Below are 18,776 nucleotides of genomic sequence, written 5' to 3'. Positions count from 1 at the left end.
AAACTATATGTTCAAAGAATTAATATTTACCAAACACCCTCAATCATCTGGATTACCGTTCATTGGTGGCGAACCATACATCCCCGAAAACACGCCATGGCCTACCGACAAATTCGGAAATCCAATGCTGCACTTGGCAAGCCTGCCCGCCACCTTTATTACAGAACATATTAAGGGGATAACCATAAATCCAAAACTATTAATCTCAATATTTACACCATACTCCGAATCAGACCAATATATTGACACAGCATTAAATGAAGGCGGAAAGGTTATTGCTTACATCCCTTGCAAAGCATACTCAAGCACGTTTAACCCACCGCTTGATAGCCACCTAATATCAGTGACCGACAACCCCCAAAGTGATGGTCCAGATAACGGGATTGCAAAAATCGGCGGCATTCCATCTTGGCTTCAAGAAAAAGCTGAGACAAACTTAAAATTCATCCTCCAAATAAATAACTCAAGACTAAACAAATCAACACCAAAACACAAAGGAATACTAGTTGGAGGCATAGGTTATCTACTACTGAAAAATGAAATTACCGAGCAAGACCAAGCAGCCGGATCATTCATAATCCAAACCACTTAGCAATCTACTATAGGAGTTATAATGAACTACCACACACCCATTACAGCGCAGACGTAGACATGCGCTCGTCGACGAAAACCAATAGAAGATTTATGACATCCAATCTAAATGAAATCGAGAAAAGTTAGAATTAGCACCGGAGACGTATTCGCGGCTCCACTATCAACACGAGAGCCGCTTTACGGCTATATCCGGGCATATCAAGACCCCGACATAGCAATTCTCCCCATAATCTCTAGAGAAATACTATTAAACGCTTCAGATTTTGCTGATCTAACATCTTACCAAGATGTCCTGACCATACGAAAGCCCATGGAGAGCGGTGAATGGCCAAGAGTCGTAAATATTCCATTCCCAAACGAAGACTCAGCATGGCCACCCCCAAGGAAGCAGGTATCTGAGATCAGGCCCGACATTCGCCTAGTTGTATCAAAGGGACAGCTTATTCCAGCCAATGTGTTTGGAAAATTCGACGAACTCCCGCCGCTTATCAAACTAAATAGCGAGGCACTCATCGAGAGAATCCTTGAGCTTTCAGAGAAATTCAAGCTAATTAATATCCATGACAGCAAGTGACCCAGAACCATTACATCTCAGAAACTAACACCAGACGGCAGCGTCCATCGCTAAAGTGCGAAAAACAAGCGGAGGCGGCGGTATAGCATTTCACCAAAACTCCTGTACCGCCGCCCCCAACTCAAGCCAGCGGTGAGGAAATACCTTGGGTCAGCTGGCCAAACTGATCAACACCGCCAGCGAGGTCTTTGTGGCCCGATCGCGACACAAGGCCGTTCCTGAAGCAAAGGCACGCCCCCTTCGCGTCGACCTCGATATTGTGCCGGGCAAAAAAGGCGGTCGCGCGCGTTGGCACAGGCGTTACTGGCCAGAAACAGATGTAGGAGCAGCCTTGTGCTGCGGAGCGCCGCGCGGGCGGCGCTCGATCTCACAGGCGCTGAAAATGTGGTGCCGGACACATGGGAGCCCTGACTCCAACCTCTCGCTCTACACCCCACAGCCAACAAAGCCAACACCTGTAAGACATTTCTGAACATGAAACCAAATGCTTCAGAATGAACCCGCTTAGGAATTATCCTACGCGCGCTGCCGAACTATCGCTGTTGTCGGGGAAACACCTCACGGATAACGTTTCCGGGTCGCTCCGGCGACCGGGTGTGAGAACCCGACGGGTAGATTTGGTAACACCGTCATGGTGGCCGTACGTGGGCAGGCTTTTGCCTGGCCGAGTCTTTACCAATTCTCCTCGGTTTCTCACCCCACGTATGGCTGCCACCTTCAATCCGTGAGAAAGATTCTGGTGGCAGTTCCCTTACTAGAGAACTGGAACCCTGAAAACATGAAAGACGAACCCAAGGTTATCCTCACCATCGGCGCAGAGACCTTCCTCGAGGTCGGCAACCCGCCGATCAATCTGCTGCGGGTCCAGCCCGGCATTCCTATTGATGATGCCTACGAGCAGGTGTCGATCCTGCTGAGCTATATCAAGCACCTGCTGCGCGAAGGCGATATGGAGGACGACCACAAGTTCCTGGGCGCCGCCGATTATCTCACGGCGTTGGCCAAGGCTTTGATGAACGAAGTTGAGCTGACCAAGAATACCTTGCGCTAAAGCTCAGGGTTCTGACTGTGCTGGCCTCATCGCCGGCAAGCCAGCTCCCACAGGTACAGCATTGCTCTCGAGGTTGTCGCAGTACCTGTGGGAGCGGCCTTGTGTCGCGAAAGGGCCGCAACGCGGCCCCAGGGTTGATGCGCAACAGTTGAAATTGCTGGGGCTGCTTTGCAGCCCTTTCGCGACACAAGGCCGCTCCCACACAGATCGCGCCACCTTTTGGAATTTGAGCAAGACAGTTGCTCCCAGGTACTGCGCATGGCTTGAAACCGATGCGGTCGATGTAGGAGCGGCGTTCCCACAGGGATCGCGTGAGATTGCCAAATCCTGCATCGCCGCACAGATCGTCAGATCCCGCCACCTGCAAGCAATTGCGTCATCACCTCGGCCAACGCCTTGACCATCACATCCGCCGTCGGCCGGTGGACGATGACGATTTCGTAGCTGTCGACTTCCGGCAACCCTTGCCCTGCCCCCAGCACCCGGTGCTCGCCAGTGGCCGCCCGTGGCGGCAGCAGGCTGATACCCATGCCATCGGCGACCGCTGCCTGGATGCCGCTGAGGCTGGAGCTGGTGAAGCTGATGCGCCAACGCCGGCCCATGCCTTCGATGGCGGTGATCATGTCGTCGCGGTACAGGCCACGGGGCGGGAAGGTCACCAGCGGGATCGGGTCCAGTTCGAAGGCGGGCGTGCGCGAGCTGTCGATCCACTGCAGGCGTTCGGGCCAGCAGGCCACGCCTTCGCGGCTGTTGCGCCGCTGCTTGAGCAACACCAGGTCGAGCTCACCGTTGTCGTAGGCCTGGCTGAGGTCGCGGCACAGGCCGCTGGTCACTTCCAGCTTCACCTGCGGGTGCAGCCGGCTGAACGCCGACAGCGCATTGGTGGTACGCCCGCCCACGAAGTCCTCGGGCACGCCAAGGCGCACGGTCATGCCAACCATCGCCCCGGCCAAGGCTTCGAGCATCTGATCGTTGAGGGCCAGCATGTGCCGGGCATAGCCGAGCAGGGTCTGCCCGGCGTCGGTCGGCAGCACGTCGCGATTGCCACGCACCAGCAGACGGTGCCCAACCATATCCTCCAGGCGGCGCACCTTCTGGCTGATGGTCGATTGGGTGGAGTGCAGCCGCGCAGCAGCCGTGGTGAAGCTGCCGCAATCGGCCACCACGACAATGGCACGCAGCAGGTCGAGGTCGAACAGGGCCCTATTCGATTTCACGCTGATGGACATCTTGATATTCAACTTCTGAATGGCAAGACTGACTTCTACCACGCCACCTGCTGCACCGCAACGCGCACCGCTAGTCGCCGACTGCCACGCCTTCGCGCCGAGGGTCGGCACCACCCGACCAACCCTCGCCACTGCGCTGGATGATCTGCATGCCACTGGTCATGATCATCGGCGTCACCTCATGCCCCCAGGCTGCCAACTGGCGGATCAGTGCCGGACTGGCCAACCCCGCCTCTACTTCGGTGCCGGCATTGCGGCTGCCGAAGTTGGGCAGGCCGGCGGCCTGCTGCGGGTCGAGCTGCCAATCCAGCAGGCCGATCAGCGCCTTGTTCACGTAGCCGATGATCTGCGAGCCGCCGGGCGAGCCCAGGCTGGCCACCAGCTCGCCGGAAGCTTGCGAGAACACCAGGGTCGGCGCCATGGCCGACAGCGGCCGTTTGCCCGGTTGTACCCGGTTGGCCACAGGCTTGCCTTGTTCCCGGGGGATGAACGAGAAGTCGGTCAGGTGGTTGTTGAGCAAAAAGCCCTTGACCATCAGGTGCGAGCCGAACGCCGCTTCCACCGAAGTGGTCATGGCCAGGGCCTGGCCGCGGTCGTCCACCGCGCTGAGGTGCGAGGTGGAGATGCGCAGCGGCGAGCGGTCTGGCGCCAGGGCCAGATCGGCCCCCTGCGGCTGGCCCGGGCGGGCGCGTTTCATGCTGTACTCGCCGACCTGCGCAGCGCGGCTGGCCAGGTATGCGGAGTCGGTCAGGGCCTTGAGCGGCACCGGCACGTAATCGCTGTCGGCCAGGTACTGGGCGCGGTCGGCATAGGCCAGGCGCTCGGCCTCGGCAACCAGGTGCACGGCCAGCGGCGGGACTTCCAGCCCGGCAACCGACGAAGTGCGCAGCGGCCGCATGGCAGCAAGGTCGCGCTGTGGCGAAGCCCGCTGCAGTGCCTCCAAGATGCCCAGGGTCTGCAGCACCGTCACCCCGCCCGACGACGGCGGTGGCATGCCACAGATGCGCCAGGCCTTGTAGGGGCCGCACAGCGGCTCGCGCATCTTGGCCCGGTATTGCTGCATATCCTGCAACGACAGGTAGCCGGCATTGGCATGGCTGCGCACCTTGGCGACGATGGCGTCGGCGATCTCGCCGCTGTAGAACACTTCGGGGCCGTGCGCGGCAATCTGCTCGAAGGTTTGCGCAAGCTCGGGGTTGCGCAAGGTAGCCCCCACCGCCAGTGGCTTGCCCTGTTCATTCAGGAAGTAGCGGGCCATGGCCGGTGAACGGGCAATGAACGGGTCGCCCGCCACCAGCGTGTGAAGGCGCTCGGAAACCGCGAAACCGTTACGTGCCAGCGCAATGGCCGGGGCGAACAGGTCGCGCCAGGGCAGCTTGCCGTGCTGCTCATGGGCCAGCTTCAGGGCACGCAGAACCCCCGGTACGCCCACCGAACGCCCGCCGATCTGCGCCGCCCTGAATGGCATCGGTGAACCATCGGCTTGCAGGAACAGGTTTTCCGTCACCGCCGCCGGGGCTGCCTCGCGGCCATCGAACGCCTGTACGCGCTGCCCATCCCAGTAGAGGATGAACCCCCCGCCGCCAATGCCGCTGGATTGCGGTTCGACCAGGGTCAGCACCATCTGCATGGCGATGGCCGCGTCGATGGCGCTGCCACCGGCACGCAGCATCGCCCGCCCCGCCTCGCTGGCCAGCGGGTTGGCAGCTGCGGCCATGTGCCGGCTGGCATGCACCGGCTGCAGGCCGGTGCGGTAGCCGGAGGCCAGTTCCGGTGGTGCGGGCAGCACCTGGTCGGCACAGGCCCAGCCGCTGGCAGCTACCAGGCACAAGGCGCCCATCAGGGGGGTGGAGAATGTCATCGTTGTGCTTCCTGCCATTGCCTATTCAGCAAGGCACTGTCTGTCATGCGCAAACTTAACTTCAAGCCCTGGCGTGTTTTTTCTAGGATGCGGGCAGGTCATCGAGGAGCCTGCGCCATGCGTTCACTACTTGCTGCGATGCTGTTCGCACTGTGCACCAGCCTTGCCGCCCACGCCGAGAGCACTGCCATGGACAACCGCCTGCACAACGCTGCCCGTCACGATGATGTGCGCACCCTGCAACAACTGCTGGCACAAGGTGCGCAGCTGGAGAGCCGTGACGAGCAAGGGCGCACTGCCCTGCTGGTGGCCACCCATGGCAACCAGGTTGCGGCCGCGAAAGCGCTGATCGAGGCCGGTGCCGATGTGAATGCCAAGGACAACATCGACGACAGCCCGTACCTGTATGCCGGGGCACGTGGCCTGAACGACATCCTGCGGCTGACCTTGAACCACGGTGCCGACCTCAAGAGCACCAACCGGTACGGAGGCACTGCGCTGATACCCGCCGCCGAACGCGGGCATGTCGAGACCGTGCAGTTGCTGATCGATGCCGGGGTGGACGTGAACCATCTCAACCGCCTGCACTGGACTGCGCTGCTGGAGGCGGTGATCCTCGGTGACGGCGGGCCGCGGCATGTGGAGATCGTGCGCCGGCTGCTGGTGGCCGGGGCAGATAGGCAGATTGCCGACAAGGATGGGATGACCGCGCTGGAGCATGCGCGGCAGCGGGGGTATCGGGAGATGGAGGCGTTACTGGCCCGCTAGGCAAGGTTGCATGGCACGGGCTTCGCCCGTGATCGCCGGCAAGCCAGCTCCCACCCCGACCGCATCGGCCTCGAGCCAGGCGCTATCCCTGTGGGAGCTGGCTTGCCGGCGATGAGGCCAGGACAGGCAGCACAGGACCTCAGGCGACTTCTTCGAACGGCAGCCCTACATAGTTCTCGGCAATGTTCACCAACCCCGCCGGCGAGGTCAGGAAGTACTCGCGGTCGGCCTCCTGCATCTTCTGGTCCCAGGCATCCTTGTGGCTGCCGAAGTCATGCAGCAGCTGGGTCATGAACCAGCTGAATCGCTCGCCTTTCCACACCCGGCGCAGGGCCAGCGGCGAATACTGCTGCAGCAGGTCGGTGCGCCCTTCGCGGTACACCTTGACCAGGATGCGGTACAGGTAGTTGACGTCCGATGCCGCCAGGTTCAGGCCCTTGGCGCCGGTCGGCGGGACGATATGCGCGGCATCCCCGACCAGGAACAGCTGGCCATACTGCATCGGCTCGACCACCAGGCTGCGCAGCGGCGCGATGCTCTTCTCCAGCGCCGGGCCGGTGACCAGGCGCGCAGCCACGTCTTCGGGCAAACGTGCCTTCAGCTCCTCCCAGAAGCGCTCGTCGGACCACGCCTCCACCTGCTCTTCCAGCGGAACCTGCAGGTAGTAGCGGCTACGGGTGTGCGAACGCTGGCTGCACAGCACGAAACCGCGTTCGTGGTGGGCGTAGATCAGTTCGTGGTTGACCGGTGGCGTGTCTGACAGCATGCCCAGCCAGCCAAACGGGTAGACCCGCTCGTACTGCTTGAGAATGCCCTCGGGGATGCTCTGCCGCGAGACACCGTGGAAGCCGTCACAACCGGCAATGTAGTCGCAGTCCACCCGGTGCACCTGGCCGTCTTTTTCATAGGTCAGGTAGGGCCGTTCGCCCTTGAGTTCGTGCGGCTGGACATTGCTTGCCGAATAGATGATCGGCGCGCCGCTTGCTTCACGTGCCTGCATCAGGTCTCGGGTGACTTCGGTCTGGCCGTATACCATCACCGTCTTGCCACCGGTCAGGGCCTTGAGGTCCAGGCGTTGGCGGCGCCCGCCGACCAGCAGTTCGACACCCTCGTGTACCAGGCCTTCACGGTCCATGCGCTCGGCCACACCGGCTTCACGCAGCAGGTCGACCGTGCCTTGCTCCAGCACCCCGGCACGGATGCGGCCTAGCACGTATTCGGGCGTCTGGCGTTCGACGATGACCGTATCGATACCGGCCTTGTGCAGCAGTTGGCCCAGCAGCAGGCCAGACGGACCTGCACCAATAATTGCGACCTGAGTTTTCATTGTTGTTGTCTCTGTGCGGACGATGCCGGCCCTGGACTGGCAGTGGGGCGGCATCTGCTGTTAGGGTTTGCCCTTGCATTTTTACTGGCAAAAACAGCCATTGAAGTGTGCTATTCCATGCATAACCTGCACTTTTACAAAAAACGTTCGATTAACGGACAGGCCTGCACGCATGAAATCCACCCTCCCCGGCGTCCCCTTGTTCAAGCTGTATGGCGAAAACCAGGCCTGGCCCGGCACCGACCTGCTGCACTGCGAGTCGATCCCGGCGCGTAGCCGTTTGCACCACTGGGAAATCAAGCCGCACCAGCATGCCGAGCTGTTCCAGTTGCTGTATGTGCAACGCGGCCGGGCCGAGGTGGAGGTAGAGGGGGTGCGCAGCGCCATCAGCGAAGCGGCGATCCAGGTGGTGCCGCCGATGACCGTGCATGGCTTTCGCTTCAGCGCCGATATCCAGGGGCATGTGCTGACCTTTGGCACGGCACTGGTGGCCAACCTGGAGCAGCGCCTGGGCGCGCCGCTGGCGGTGCTGGCGAAGGCGGCGTGTTACCCGCTGGGCCGGGACCGGGTGCACCTGCGCAGCCTGATCGAGACCCTGCAGCAGGAGTACCAGGGCAACGCCCCGACGCGGGCGGCACTGCTCGAGGCGCTGGTGACGGCGCTGATGGTGTGGATCAGCCGCCGCCAGCAGCTGGGGCAGGCGCCGCGCAACCGCGATGAACGCGACCGCCAGTTGCTGGGGCAGTACCTGCGCCTGGTCGAGGCGCATTACCGTGAGCACCTGTCGGTGGAGGACTTTGCCGCGCGGCTGAATATTCCGAGTTTGCAGCTGAACCAGCTGTGCCGGGCGCTGAGTGGGCAGACCGCGCTGCAGGTGGTGCACCAGCGGTTGCTGCTGGAGGCGCGGCGCAACCTGATCTATACGCGGATGAGCATCGGGCAGTTGTCGGATAGCCTGGGCTTTACCGACCCCACCTATTTTGCCCGGTGGTTCAAGCGGTTGAGTGGGCAGACACCGAATGGGTATCGCAGGTCGGGGTTGTCTGAGTAACTTTTTCGCCTGTTCTGGCCTCTTCGCGGGTGAACCCGCTCCCACAGGGACGGCGGTGCCCTCAAGGCCTGTGCACTTCCTGTGGGAGCGGGTTTACCCGCGAAGAGGCCGGTTCAGGCAACACACATCCCGCCCCCTGCTTGACGTAAACGTCAACCTGCCCTCAGGATACCCGCATACCCCACGCCGAGCCCCAGCATGAGCACCCAGACCTACAGTATCTCCGACCTGTCCCGCGAGCTGGACATCACCACCCGCGCCATCCGCTTCTATGAGGAACAGGGCCTGCTGAGCCCCGAGCGCCGTGGACTGGAGCGTATCTATTCGGCGCGTGACAAGGTCAGCCTGAAGCTCATCCTGCGCGGCAAGCGCATCGGCTTTTCGCTGGCCGAATGCCGCGAGCTGATCGAGCTGTACGATCCCTCCAGCGGCAACCTCAAGCAGCTCAACAGCATGCTGGCGAAAATCGCCGAGCGCCGCGCCCAGCTGGAACAGCAGATGCTCGACATCCACCAGATGCAGCTGGAGCTGGACACCGCCCAGGAGCGCTGCGAACAAGCCCTGGCCGCCACCCTGAACAACAAAGACAACCGCTGAACGCCACAGGAAACCCGCCATGTCCTTGCCCAAACACGTCCGCCTGGTCGAAGTAGGCCCCCGCGACGGCCTGCAGAACGAAGCCCAGCCCATCAGCGTCGCCGACAAGGTGCGCCTGGTGGACGACCTCACCAAAGCGGGCCTGGCCTATATCGAAGTGGGCAGTTTCGTCTCGCCCAAGTGGGTACCACAGATGGCCGGCTCCGCCGAAGTGTTCGCCGGTATCCAGCAGCGCCCGGGTGTCACCTATGCGGCGCTGGCCCCCAACCTGCGCGGTTTCGAGGACGCCCTGGCCGCTGGCGTGAAGGAAGTGGCGGTGTTCGCGGCCGCCTCCGAAGCCTTCTCGCAACGCAACATCAACTGCTCGATCAGCGACAGCCTCAAGCGCTTCGAGCCGATCATGGAAGCCGCGCGCAACCACGGTGTGCGCGTGCGCGGCTATGTGTCGTGCGTGCTCGGCTGCCCCTATGAAGGCAAGGTCAGCGCCGAGCAGGTCGCCCCGGTGGCCCGTGCCCTGCACGACATGGGCTGCTACGAGGTATCGCTGGGCGACACCATCGGCACCGGCACCGCTGGCGAAACCCGGCGCCTGTTCGAGGTGGTCGCGGCACAGGTACCGCGCGAGCAACTGGCCGGGCACTTCCACGATACCTATGGCCAGGCCCTGGCCAACGTGTATGCCAGCCTGCTCGAAGGCATCAGCGTGTTCGACAGCTCGGTGGCCGGGCTGGGCGGCTGCCCCTATGCCAAAGGCGCTACCGGCAATATCGCCAGTGAAGACCTGGTGTACCTGCTGCAGGGGCTGGGCATTGAAACCGGCATCGAACTGGACCTGCTGATCGCCGCCGGCCGCCGCATCAGCAGCGTGCTGGGCCGCGACAACGGGTCGCGGGTAGCGCGGGCGCGCAGCGCGCAATAAGTCATACGGGTGTCACATTGGTGTGGGTGAAGTGTTACCGCCCCCACGTTTTGCAGCAAAAAATCGGGTAACAGGGAAACAAATCGGCAGAATTTCAGGCCGGTCGATTTCGACAGAAATCGCCAAGTGCTTGATTTTAAAAGGTTTTCAAAAGTTGGCACGCACCCTGCTATATCTCTGGTACAACAACAAAAAGAATGTGACACCCAATAAAAACAACAGGTAACGGCTCTGACATAACAAGAACAACACGGCAGAGGCGTAGCAAGCAGATTTTTTTGGAGTCGACACGCTTTTCAGGGGTACGCCCCGCGGTCTGGCACAGAACAATAAAACTACCTCCAGGTAGCGGCAGCCAGGTTCGGATCAGCAATGATGAAGGCAGGTCAGCGCTCAAAAAAATACGTTTGCTCTTGACCCCGCATGGGGGTCGCCCGCAACACCAGGACAGGCTGACAAAAACAACAACAGGCCGGTCCCAATAATAAAAAAAGAGCAGGCAACAACGCTTTGAGGGGAGCTTCGGCTCCCCTCAGTGCTTCCTGCCCTCTTCCTCCTCCTGCTTTCCCTCATCCTGCCCTTCGAGCTTGTCCACCAGCAACGGCATCGTGCCCAGCACCAGCAGGGCCAGTATCGTGCTGATCAACGCCGTGGCTTCACGGCCCATGCCGGCTGCCGTACCGATGGCGGCGGTCATCCACAGCCCGGCGGCAGTGGTCAGGCCCTTCACATGGCTGGCGTCCTGGCCGTTACCCTTGAGAATGGTGCCCGCACCCAGAAAACCGATACCGGCGACAATGCCCTGGATCACCCGGCTCAGCGCCTGCTCATCGGCCCCGGCCATGCTCGGTGCCAGCACGAACAGCGCGGCGCCCAGCGAAACCAGCATATGCGTGCGCACCCCTGCGGCCTTGCCCTTGTGCTCGCGCTCGAAGCCCAGCACGGCGCCGAGCAGGGCTGCCATCAGCAGGCGTACGAGGATTTGCGTGACCTCGCGCTCGTCGGTGATATCGGCGAATTCGGCCTGGATTGCTTGCCAGATGAGGTCCATTGCTTTTCCCCTGCCTGAGTATTGCATTGCCAGGCCCGGCCTCTTCGCGGGTAAACCCGCTCCCACAGGGTTTGCACAGGTTTCAATGCAATGCAGTACCTGTGGGAGCGGGTTTACCCGCGAAGAGGCCGGGCCTGCCATCTGCAAGGGTTGACCTCCGGGCAAATGACAAAGTGCCGCTCAGCTTCCGGATGCAGCAACCCGCCCCGCCCTGTGGTCCACCCCTGTAACCCCCAGGAGGACCACTCCATGCCCATTGAAATCGACGAAACCACCCGCCGCTGCACCCTGATCGCCGAAGACCTGCGCATCGAGGGTGATGGCCCGTCCATCGAAATCGTCACCGACGAACAGCTGCGCATGTCCGTGGCCCTGCTGGCCGGCCAGCGCGTGCCCATCACCGAAGCCGAGGCCGATGCACTGACCGTGGCGGGTGCGGTGGATAGCCGCAGGCATCTGAAGGCCAGCACGCCAGGCTCGGTAATCTGAGGCCTGGCGGGGCCTGCCCGGAAATCTGATACGGTTTTTATCGCAAAATCTGAGCCTGTGCTGATAACAGCCTCAGGGCCATAGTGCTCATGCCTGATCGAGGCCTGATGAGCACCGAGCCATGAACGATAGAATCCCTTTCACAGAGATCGCCACCGCCCCAGCCAGCCCCCAGCCGCGCCGCGCCGACAATGGCATCCATACCCGCAGCTTCACCGGGCTGTACCGCAACCTGCGCATCGGCTTCGCCGGCGCCCTGTTCGTGCTGTTCTTCGGCACCGCCTGGCTGAACTGGAACGGCCGCCAGGCCGTGCTGTGGGACCTGGGCAACAGCAAATTCCACATCTTCGGCGCCACCTTCTGGCCGCAGGACTTCATCCTGCTGTCGGCGCTGTTGATCATCTGCGCCTTTGGCCTGTTCGCCATCACCGTGTATGCCGGCCGCGTGTGGTGCGGCTACAGCTGCCCGCAGAGCACCTGGACCTGGCTGTTCATGTGGTGCGAAAAGGTCACCGAGGGCGACCGCAACCAGCGCATCAAGCTGGCTTCCGCGCCCTGGAGCCTGAACAAACTGGCCCGGCGCACGCTGAAGCACAGCCTGTGGCTGGCCATTGGCGTGCTCACCGGGCTGACCTTCGTCGGCTACTTCACCCCGATCCGCCCACTGGCCGCGGAGCTGTTCACCTTGCAACTGGGCGGCGTGGCGCTGTTCTGGGTGCTGTTCTTCACCGCCGCCACCTACATCAATGCCGGCCTGCTGCGCGAAGCGGTGTGCCTGCACATGTGCCCCTATGCACGCTTCCAGAGCGTGATGTTCGACAAGGACACCCTGGCGGTCGCCTATGACCCGCGGCGCGGCGAAGCCCGTGGCCCGCGCAAGAAAGGCAGCGACCTCCGCGCCCTGGGCCTGGGCGACTGCATCGACTGCACCTTGTGCGTGCAGGTGTGCCCTACCGGCATCGATATCCGCGATGGCCTGCAAATGGCGTGCATCGGTTGTGCGGCGTGCATCGATGCCTGTGACGGGGTAATGGACAAGATGGGCTATGCCCGTGGCCTGATCGGCTACAAGTCCGAACGCAGCCTGCAAGGTGGCACCACCCATTGGCTGCGCCCGCGCCTGCTGGGCTACGCCGCCGCGCTGGGGGTGATGATCGCGGCGCTGGTGGTGGCCTTGCAGCTGCGCCCGATGGTGTCGCTGGATGTGATCAAGGACCGCGGCCTGTTCCGCGAGAATGCCCAGGGCCAGATCGAGAACATCTACCTGCTCAAGGTCATCAACAAGACCGAAAGCACCCGGCACTACCAGCTGCGCCTGCTGGACGCCGACGGCTTCAGCCTGCAGGGCAAGACCTCATTCATGATCCCGGCCGGTGAAATGAGTGAGCTGCCGGTGTCGGTGGCGATGCTCGCCGAGCGCCCGGCCAGCAGCTCGCAGACGCTGAGCTTCGAGATCAGCGAGCGCGACGCCCCCGCCATCCGCAGCGTGGCCCACAGCCGCTTCGTCGCACCGCTGAACCGCTGATCCCTTACACTGACTCCACCTTGCCTGCCAGGCTTCGACAGAAGGCCAGAATGAAACGCTACGAACGCTTTGCCGACGACATCGCCGAACTGATCCGCTCCGGGGTGCTGGGCCCCGGCCAGCGCGTGCCCTCGGTGCGCTATGCCAGCCAGACCCACGGGGTCAGCCCGTCCACCGTGTTCCAGGCCTACTACCTGCTGGAACGGCGCGGTCTGATCCGCGCCCGGCCGCGCTCGGGTTATTTCGTCAACGCCCACGCCCCGCGCCAGTTCAGCGAACCGCAGGCATTGCAGCCGGTCAGCGAGTCCACCGACGTCGACGTCAGCGCGCTGGTGTTCTCGATCCTCGACTCGATCAAGGACCCCAACACCGTGCCGTTCGGCTCGGCCTTCCCCAGCCCCGAGCTGTTTCCGCTGCAACGCCTGTCGCGCTCGCTGGCCAGCGCCAGCCGCAGCATGGACCCGCGCATGGTGGTGACCGACCTGTCACCCGGCAACCCGCAGCTGCGCCGGCAGATTGCCCTGCGCTACATGGTTGGCGGGCTGATGTTGCCGATGGAGGAGCTGCTGATCACCAACGGCGCGCTGGAAGCCTTGAACCTGTGCCTGCAGGCCGTCACCCAGCCCGGTGACCTGGTGGCCATCGAAGCACCCGCTTTCTATGCCTGCCTGCAGGTACTGGAGCGGCTCAAGCTCAAGGCCGTGGAAATTCCTGTGCACCCGCGCGAAGGCATGGACCTGGGCGTGCTGGCGCAAACGCTGGAGAAGCACCCGGTCAAGGCCGTGTGGTGCATGACCAACTTCCAGAACCCGGTGGGCGCCAGCATGCCGGAGGCGAAAAAGCAGGCACTGGTGGAGCTGCTGGCGCGTCATCAGGTGCCATTGATCGAAGACGACGTGTACGCCGAACTGTACTACGCGCAACAGGCACCCAAGCCGGCCAAGGCCTTCGACACCCAGGGCCTGGTGATGCACTGCGGCTCGTTCGCCAAGAGCCTGGCACCCGGCTACCGCATCGGCTGGGTGGCAGCCGGGCGCTTTGCACAGAAGATCGAACGGCTCAAGCTGATGACCTCGCTGTGTGCCTCGATGCCGGCCCAGGCGGCCATCGCCGACTACCTGCAGCACGGTGGCTACGACCGCCACCTGCGCAAGCTGCGCTATGCCCTGGAAGGCCAGCAGGCCAACATGCTGGCGGCCATCGCCCGGCACTTTCCGGCGCAGACGCGGGTCAGCCAGCCGTCCGGCGGCTACTTCCTGTGGCTGGAACTGCCTGAACAGATGGACGCCCTCAAGCTGTTCCACATGGCCTTGGCCCAAGGCATCAGCATCGCCCCCGGGCCGATCTTCTCGCCCACCCGGCGCTTCGGCAACTGCATCCGCCTGAACTACGGCAGCCCCTGGCACGAGGATGCCGAACGGGCCATGGAAACCCTGGGGCGGATCATCCGCTCGTTCTGATGGCTGGTGCCCCGGTGGGCGACTATAGTTGCCCGATCCGCTCACCGGGCCCTCGCCATGCAAGCAGATTCGCTCCCGTCATTGGCACAGCTGCAAGCGCGTGTCGCAGAACTGGAAGCTCGCCTGGCCGAGCGCGACGACACTGCACAGGCCCACAACCGGCTACTGGGCGAATTGCTCGACAACAGCCTGGCCAACGTGTTTGCTGCCGACCGCAGCATGCGCCTGATAGCGATCAACCGCATGGCCCGGGAAACCTTCGCGCATTACCGTGGTTTCGTGCCGCAGATCGGCGATTACGTGCCGCAGTTCCTGCTCAACCAGCCTGACATCATGGGCCGCCTGGCACCGGTGTGGCCACGCGTGCTGGCCGGCGAAGCCTTCATCGACACCATCACCCTCGGCCCACCTGACGCCCCGCGCCATTACGAGATTCGCTACCACCCGTTGCACGATGCGCAGCAGCAAGTCCAGGGCGGGTACCTGTTCGCCTATGACATCACCGAGCGCGTGGCCGAGCAGGAGCGCCTGCGCCAGGCCGAAGAAGCCCTGCGCCAGTCGCAGAAAATGGAGGCGGTCGGCCAGTTGACCGGTGGCATCGCCCACGACTTCAACAACTTGCTGGGCAGCCTGCTTGGCGCACTGGAGCTGGCAGAGCAACGCCTGGGCCAGCAACGCTTTGCCGACACGGCCCGCATGCTCGAGCTCGGCCGTAGCAACGCACTGCGCGCCTCAGCCCTGGTGCAGCGGTTGCTGGCCTTTTCGCGCCAGCAGACGCTGCTGCCACAAGCGGTGGATGTGCAGCGCCTGGTCGCCGACATGCATGACCTGATCCGCAGCTCGACCGGCCGGCACATTGACTTCCAGGACCGCACACTGGCTGCGCAATGGTCGATCCGCATCGACCCGCAACAGCTGGAGAACGCCCTGCTCAACCTGTGCATCAACGCCCGTGACGCCATGCCGCTGGGCGGCACCTTGCGCATCGGTTGCGAAAACGCCGATCTCGCAGCGGCCGAAGCCAAGCGCCTGGACCTGCCGACGGGCCACTACCTGCACATTCAAGTCGAGGACACCGGCGTGGGCATGTCCAGTGAAGTGCTGCAACGCGCCCTCGAACCCTTCTTCACCACCAAGCCACTGGGCCAGGGCACCGGCCTGGGATTGTCCATGGTCTATGGCTTTGTTCGCCAGTCCGGGGGGCAGTTGCTGATCGACAGCGTCGCCGGGCAAGGCACTTGCGTTCACGTGTACCTGCCCCGAGACCGGAGCGCTCCCGCAACCTGCAACGACGAGCCAGCCACATCCGCCACCGCGCCCCTGCATGCGCGCGGGTGCCGGATCATGCTGGTGGAGGACCAACCGGCCTTGCGCCTGGTGCTGGTCGAAGTGCTGACGGAGCTGGGCTACCAGGTGCAAGCTTTCGAGGGCGGCCACCCGGCGCTTGAGTCGTTGCAGGAAGGGCCGCCACCGGACTTGCTGATCACCGATGTCGGCCTGCCTGGGCGGGTTGACGGCTACCAGCTTGCAGAGGCCTACCAAAACCTTGTGGAGCATGCCCCGGTATTGCTGATTACCGGCTACGACGCTGCCGATACGGTGCACTTTGCCCGGCCCGACAGGCGCACCGAACTGCTGCACAAACCCTTCGACCTGAGCACCCTTGGCGAACGGATCGAGCGGCTGCTGGGCATTGCGCCACACCCGCCTTGACTGGCTATTCGCCTGTTGCCGAACACGCTAAAGTCTGGGCTTCATCCACTGTCGGACGTCGGCATGCCCTCCCGCGACCTGCTTTCACTGCGCCAACAAGTCGAAGCCCTGCAGCAACAGAACGCGCTGCTGGAAGCCCGCCTGGCAAGCCATCAGCAACACGACCAGGACTTCTACCGCTCGCTGTTCGACACCATGGACGAGGGCTTCTGCATCATCGAGTTCTTCGACGGCCCTCACGGCCCACTGAGCGACTATGTGCATGTGCTGGCCAATGCGGCCTATGCCAAGCACGCCGGCATCCCCAACGTGGTCGGGCAGAAACTGCGCGAGATGGTGCCCGATGAGGCAGACGACTGGGTCGCTCGTTATGGCGCGGTGCTGCGCACGGGCGAGCCGCTGCATTTCGAGCAGGAGCTGGTCGCCACCGGCCATGTGTTGTCGGTGACCACCTTCCGTGTAGAGCCGGCCGAAAAGCGCCAGGTGGCGGTACTGTTCAAGGACGTCACCGCACGCCGACGGGCAGAGCAGGCCCTGCAGCGCCTGAACGAGGAACTGGAACAACGGGTGAATGCGGCACTGGCAGAACAGGCCAAGGCCGAGGAAGCCCTGCGCCAGGCACAGAAGATGGAGGCGGTCGGCCAGCTCAGTGGCGGCATCGCCCACGACTTCAACAACCTGCTGGGCGGCATCCTCAGTGCCCAGGAGCTGATGCGCCAACGCCTGGAGCAATCCCGTTTCGACGCACTGGAGCCGTTGCTGAAGCTGTCCAGCGACTCGGCGCAGCGGGCCTCTTCGCTGGTACACCGGCTGCTGGCATTCTCCCGTCAGCAGACCCTGCAGCCCTGCTCCACGCAGGTGGCCACGCTGGTGGGCGGCATGGAAGAGCTGCTGCGCCGCACCATCGGCCCCTCCATCACCCTGACCAGCCAATTCCCCTGCCAGCTGTGGCCGACCTTCATCGACCCGCCGCAACTGGAAAGCGCCCTGCTCAACGTGTGCATCAATGCCCGCGATGCCATGCCCGCTGGCGGCGTGATCGATATCCTCGGTGACAACCTGCTGCTCGACGACCAGCAAGCCCGTGCACTGGAACTGCCAGCTGGCGAATATGTACGGCTGAGCATCAGCGACAACGGTAAAGGCATGTCGTCGGAGGTGGCCGAGCGCGCCGTCGACCCGTTCTTCACCACCAAGCCGATGGGCCAGGGCACTGGGCTGGGCTTGTCGATGACCTATGGCTTCGTGCGCCAGTCGGGCGGGCAGCTACGGGTGTTGTCGACACTTGGCGAAGGCACCCGCATCGAGCTGCTGCTTCCCCGCCACCACCAGCACCCCGAAGCCCCGGCACCCAGGCCACCGCGCACACTGCTGGAAAAAAGCAGCGGCGCCACGCAGCGTATCCTGCTGGTCGAAGACCAGGCCGCCTTGCGCGTGGTCGTCTGCGAGGTGCTGGAAGAACTGGGTTATCGGGTCGATGCATTCGAGAACGGCCCGGCCGCCCTCGCCCACCTGCAAGCTGGCGAGCGGCCAGACCTGCTGTTGAGCGATATCGGCCTGCCCGGCGGCCTGAATGGCCGCCAGTTGGCTGAACGTTGCCGCGAGCGCCATCCCGACCTCAGGGTGCTGTTCATCACTGGCTACGACGAAAGCGCGGCGCTCAGTGACGGCCAGTTGCTGCAAGGCACTCAGGTGCTGACCAAGCCGTTCGAGCTGGAAGTGCTGGCCGAACGGGTACGCACGCTGCTGGAGGATTGACCGGCGCGCTCAGCGCCCGCCGCCCAGGTCGATGAAGCTGCCGGTGGAGTACGAGGCTTTGTCCGAGAGCAGCCAGAGGATGGCCTCGGCCACTTCCTCGGGGCGCCCGCCGCGGCCCATGGGCAAGCCGGGCTCGAGCTTGCTGACCCGGTCGGGGTCGCCCGACAGCGCGTGGAACCCGGTATGGATGTAGCCTGGCCGCACACCATTGACCCGCACGCCCTCGCCTGCCACTTCCTTTGCCAGGCCAATGGTGAAGGTGTCGAGGGCGCCCTTGGAAGCGGCATAGTCCACGTATTCGTTGGGCGAGCCCAGGCGTGCGGCCACCGACGACACGTTGACGATGGCCCCGCCCGGCCCGCCGTACCGGCGTGCCATGCGCTTCAGTGCGTGCTTGGCGCAGAGCATGGGGCCGACGACGTTGGTCTTCATGACCTTGAGCAGGCGGAATTCGGACATGTCCTCGACCCGGCTTTGCTGGCCGATGGTGCCTGCGTTGTTGACCAGCGCAGTGACTGGGCCGAGTTCTTCGTCCACGCGCTGGAACAGCTGGATGACCTCATCCTCGACACTGGCGTCGGCGCGCACGGTGATGGCCTTGGCGCCCAGGGCGCGGACCTGGCCGAGGATGTCCTCGGCGGCCTGGTCGTCGGCGTGGTAGTTGATGCAGATGCGGTAGCCCTGGCGGGCGGCCAGCAGCGCCGTGGCGGCGCCGATGCCGCGGCTGGCACCGGTGATGACGATGACTTTCTCCATGGATCTGCCAATCGTTTGGAAAGGGAGCATCGACAATAGGGGAAAAGGCTGCG

Annotated in this window: 17 protein-coding genes; 12 read left to right on the top strand and 5 right to left on the bottom strand. The window is 63.1% G+C overall.

The window, feature by feature from the left end; all coding sequences use genetic code 11:
* Positions 1-7: 7 nt before the first annotated feature.
* From RYH74_RS07370 to RYH74_RS07360, 3 genes are all read left to right on the top strand, one after another.
* The gene (locus RYH74_RS07370) at positions 8-592 is read left to right on the top strand and encodes a DUF1963 domain-containing protein (RefSeq protein ID WP_075045037.1); all 585 of its coding nucleotides are present in this window, start codon (positions 8-10) and stop codon (positions 590-592) included.
* Positions 593-700: 108 nt separating this feature from the next.
* Positions 701-1,168: a hypothetical protein gene (locus RYH74_RS07365; RefSeq protein ID WP_317409171.1), complete on the top strand. Its 468-nt coding sequence runs from the start codon at positions 701-703 to the stop codon at positions 1,166-1,168.
* Between the two features lie 778 nt (positions 1,169-1,946).
* Positions 1,947-2,219, top strand: a complete 273-nt coding sequence (locus RYH74_RS07360; protein WP_015270601.1) for a DUF3077 domain-containing protein — start codon at positions 1,947-1,949, stop codon at positions 2,217-2,219.
* A 347-nt stretch (positions 2,220-2,566) separates the two neighbouring features.
* On the opposite strand, the gene RYH74_RS07355 is transcribed toward RYH74_RS07360, so the two are convergent.
* The gene (locus tag RYH74_RS07355) at positions 2,567-3,448 is read right to left on the bottom strand and encodes a LysR substrate-binding domain-containing protein (protein WP_075045035.1); all 882 of its coding nucleotides are present in this window, start codon (positions 3,446-3,448) and stop codon (positions 2,567-2,569) included.
* Positions 3,449-3,518: 70 nt separating this feature from the next.
* Positions 3,519-5,309, bottom strand: a complete 1,791-nt coding sequence (gene ggt / locus RYH74_RS07350) for a gamma-glutamyltransferase (RefSeq protein ID WP_075045034.1) — start codon at positions 5,307-5,309, stop codon at positions 3,519-3,521.
* 117 nt (positions 5,310-5,426) lie between these two features.
* Here ggt and RYH74_RS07345 point away from each other — a divergent pair, with 117 nt between their 5' ends.
* On the top strand, positions 5,427-6,077 hold the full coding sequence (locus RYH74_RS07345) for an ankyrin repeat domain-containing protein (protein ID WP_317409169.1): 651 nt from the start codon (positions 5,427-5,429) through the stop codon (positions 6,075-6,077).
* A 139-nt stretch (positions 6,078-6,216) separates the two neighbouring features.
* Here RYH74_RS07345 and pobA read toward each other — a convergent pair whose 3' ends face one another.
* A complete protein-coding gene (gene pobA / locus RYH74_RS07340; protein WP_075045032.1) occupies positions 6,217-7,404 on the bottom strand; it encodes a 4-hydroxybenzoate 3-monooxygenase in 1,188 nt (395 codons plus the stop codon).
* Positions 7,405-7,576: 172 nt separating this feature from the next.
* On the opposite strand from pobA, the gene RYH74_RS07335 reads away from it, so the two are divergent.
* The 3 genes from RYH74_RS07335 (at position 7,577) to RYH74_RS07325 (ending at position 9,971) form a co-directional block, all read left to right on the top strand.
* Entirely contained in the window at positions 7,577-8,455 is an 879-nt protein-coding gene (locus RYH74_RS07335) for a helix-turn-helix domain-containing protein (RefSeq protein WP_317409168.1), read from the top strand.
* A 198-nt stretch (positions 8,456-8,653) separates the two neighbouring features.
* Complete coding sequence (locus tag RYH74_RS07330) at positions 8,654-9,052, top strand: MerR family transcriptional regulator (RefSeq protein WP_013972930.1); 399 nt, start codon at positions 8,654-8,656, stop codon at positions 9,050-9,052.
* A 19-nt stretch (positions 9,053-9,071) separates the two neighbouring features.
* Positions 9,072-9,971 (top strand): hydroxymethylglutaryl-CoA lyase, encoded by a 900-nt coding sequence (locus RYH74_RS07325; RefSeq protein WP_075045030.1) that lies wholly within the window; start codon positions 9,072-9,074, stop codon positions 9,969-9,971.
* 532 nt (positions 9,972-10,503) lie between these two features.
* On the opposite strand, the gene RYH74_RS07320 is transcribed toward RYH74_RS07325, so the two are convergent.
* Entirely contained in the window at positions 10,504-11,022 is a 519-nt protein-coding gene (locus tag RYH74_RS07320) for an MgtC/SapB family protein (RefSeq protein WP_013972932.1), read from the bottom strand.
* Positions 11,023-11,271: 249 nt separating this feature from the next.
* Between RYH74_RS07320 and RYH74_RS07315 the strand changes: the two genes are divergently transcribed.
* The 5 genes from RYH74_RS07315 (at position 11,272) to RYH74_RS07295 (ending at position 17,967) form a co-directional block, all read left to right on the top strand.
* Entirely contained in the window at positions 11,272-11,511 is a 240-nt protein-coding gene (locus RYH74_RS07315; RefSeq protein WP_013972933.1) for a DUF3203 family protein, read from the top strand.
* A 121-nt stretch (positions 11,512-11,632) separates the two neighbouring features.
* On the top strand, positions 11,633-13,036 hold the full coding sequence (gene ccoG, locus RYH74_RS07310) for a cytochrome c oxidase accessory protein CcoG (RefSeq protein WP_317409167.1): 1,404 nt from the start codon (positions 11,633-11,635) through the stop codon (positions 13,034-13,036).
* Positions 13,037-13,086: 50 nt separating this feature from the next.
* On the top strand, positions 13,087-14,496 hold the full coding sequence (mapR, locus tag RYH74_RS07305; RefSeq protein WP_013972935.1) for a GntR family transcriptional regulator MpaR: 1,410 nt from the start codon (positions 13,087-13,089) through the stop codon (positions 14,494-14,496).
* Between the two features lie 57 nt (positions 14,497-14,553).
* On the top strand, positions 14,554-16,209 hold the full coding sequence (locus RYH74_RS07300; protein ID WP_317409166.1) for a PAS domain-containing sensor histidine kinase: 1,656 nt from the start codon (positions 14,554-14,556) through the stop codon (positions 16,207-16,209).
* Between the two features lie 63 nt (positions 16,210-16,272).
* Positions 16,273-17,967 carry a response regulator gene (locus RYH74_RS07295; RefSeq protein WP_317409165.1) on the top strand — a complete coding sequence of 565 codons (1,695 nt, stop codon included), beginning with the start codon at positions 16,273-16,275 and terminating at the stop codon, positions 17,965-17,967.
* A 9-nt stretch (positions 17,968-17,976) separates the two neighbouring features.
* Here RYH74_RS07295 and RYH74_RS07290 read toward each other — a convergent pair whose 3' ends face one another.
* The gene (locus RYH74_RS07290; protein ID WP_061305325.1) at positions 17,977-18,723 is read right to left on the bottom strand and encodes an SDR family oxidoreductase; all 747 of its coding nucleotides are present in this window, start codon (positions 18,721-18,723) and stop codon (positions 17,977-17,979) included.
* Positions 18,724-18,776: the final 53 nt, after the last annotated feature.

The organism is Pseudomonas sp. LSJ-87 (assembly GCF_032971465.1).
GTDB lineage: Bacteria > Pseudomonadota > Gammaproteobacteria > Pseudomonadales > Pseudomonadaceae > Aquipseudomonas > Aquipseudomonas putida_Z.
The sequence above is the reverse complement of the archived record's forward strand: the minus strand, read 5'-3'. Positions and strand labels throughout refer to the sequence as shown.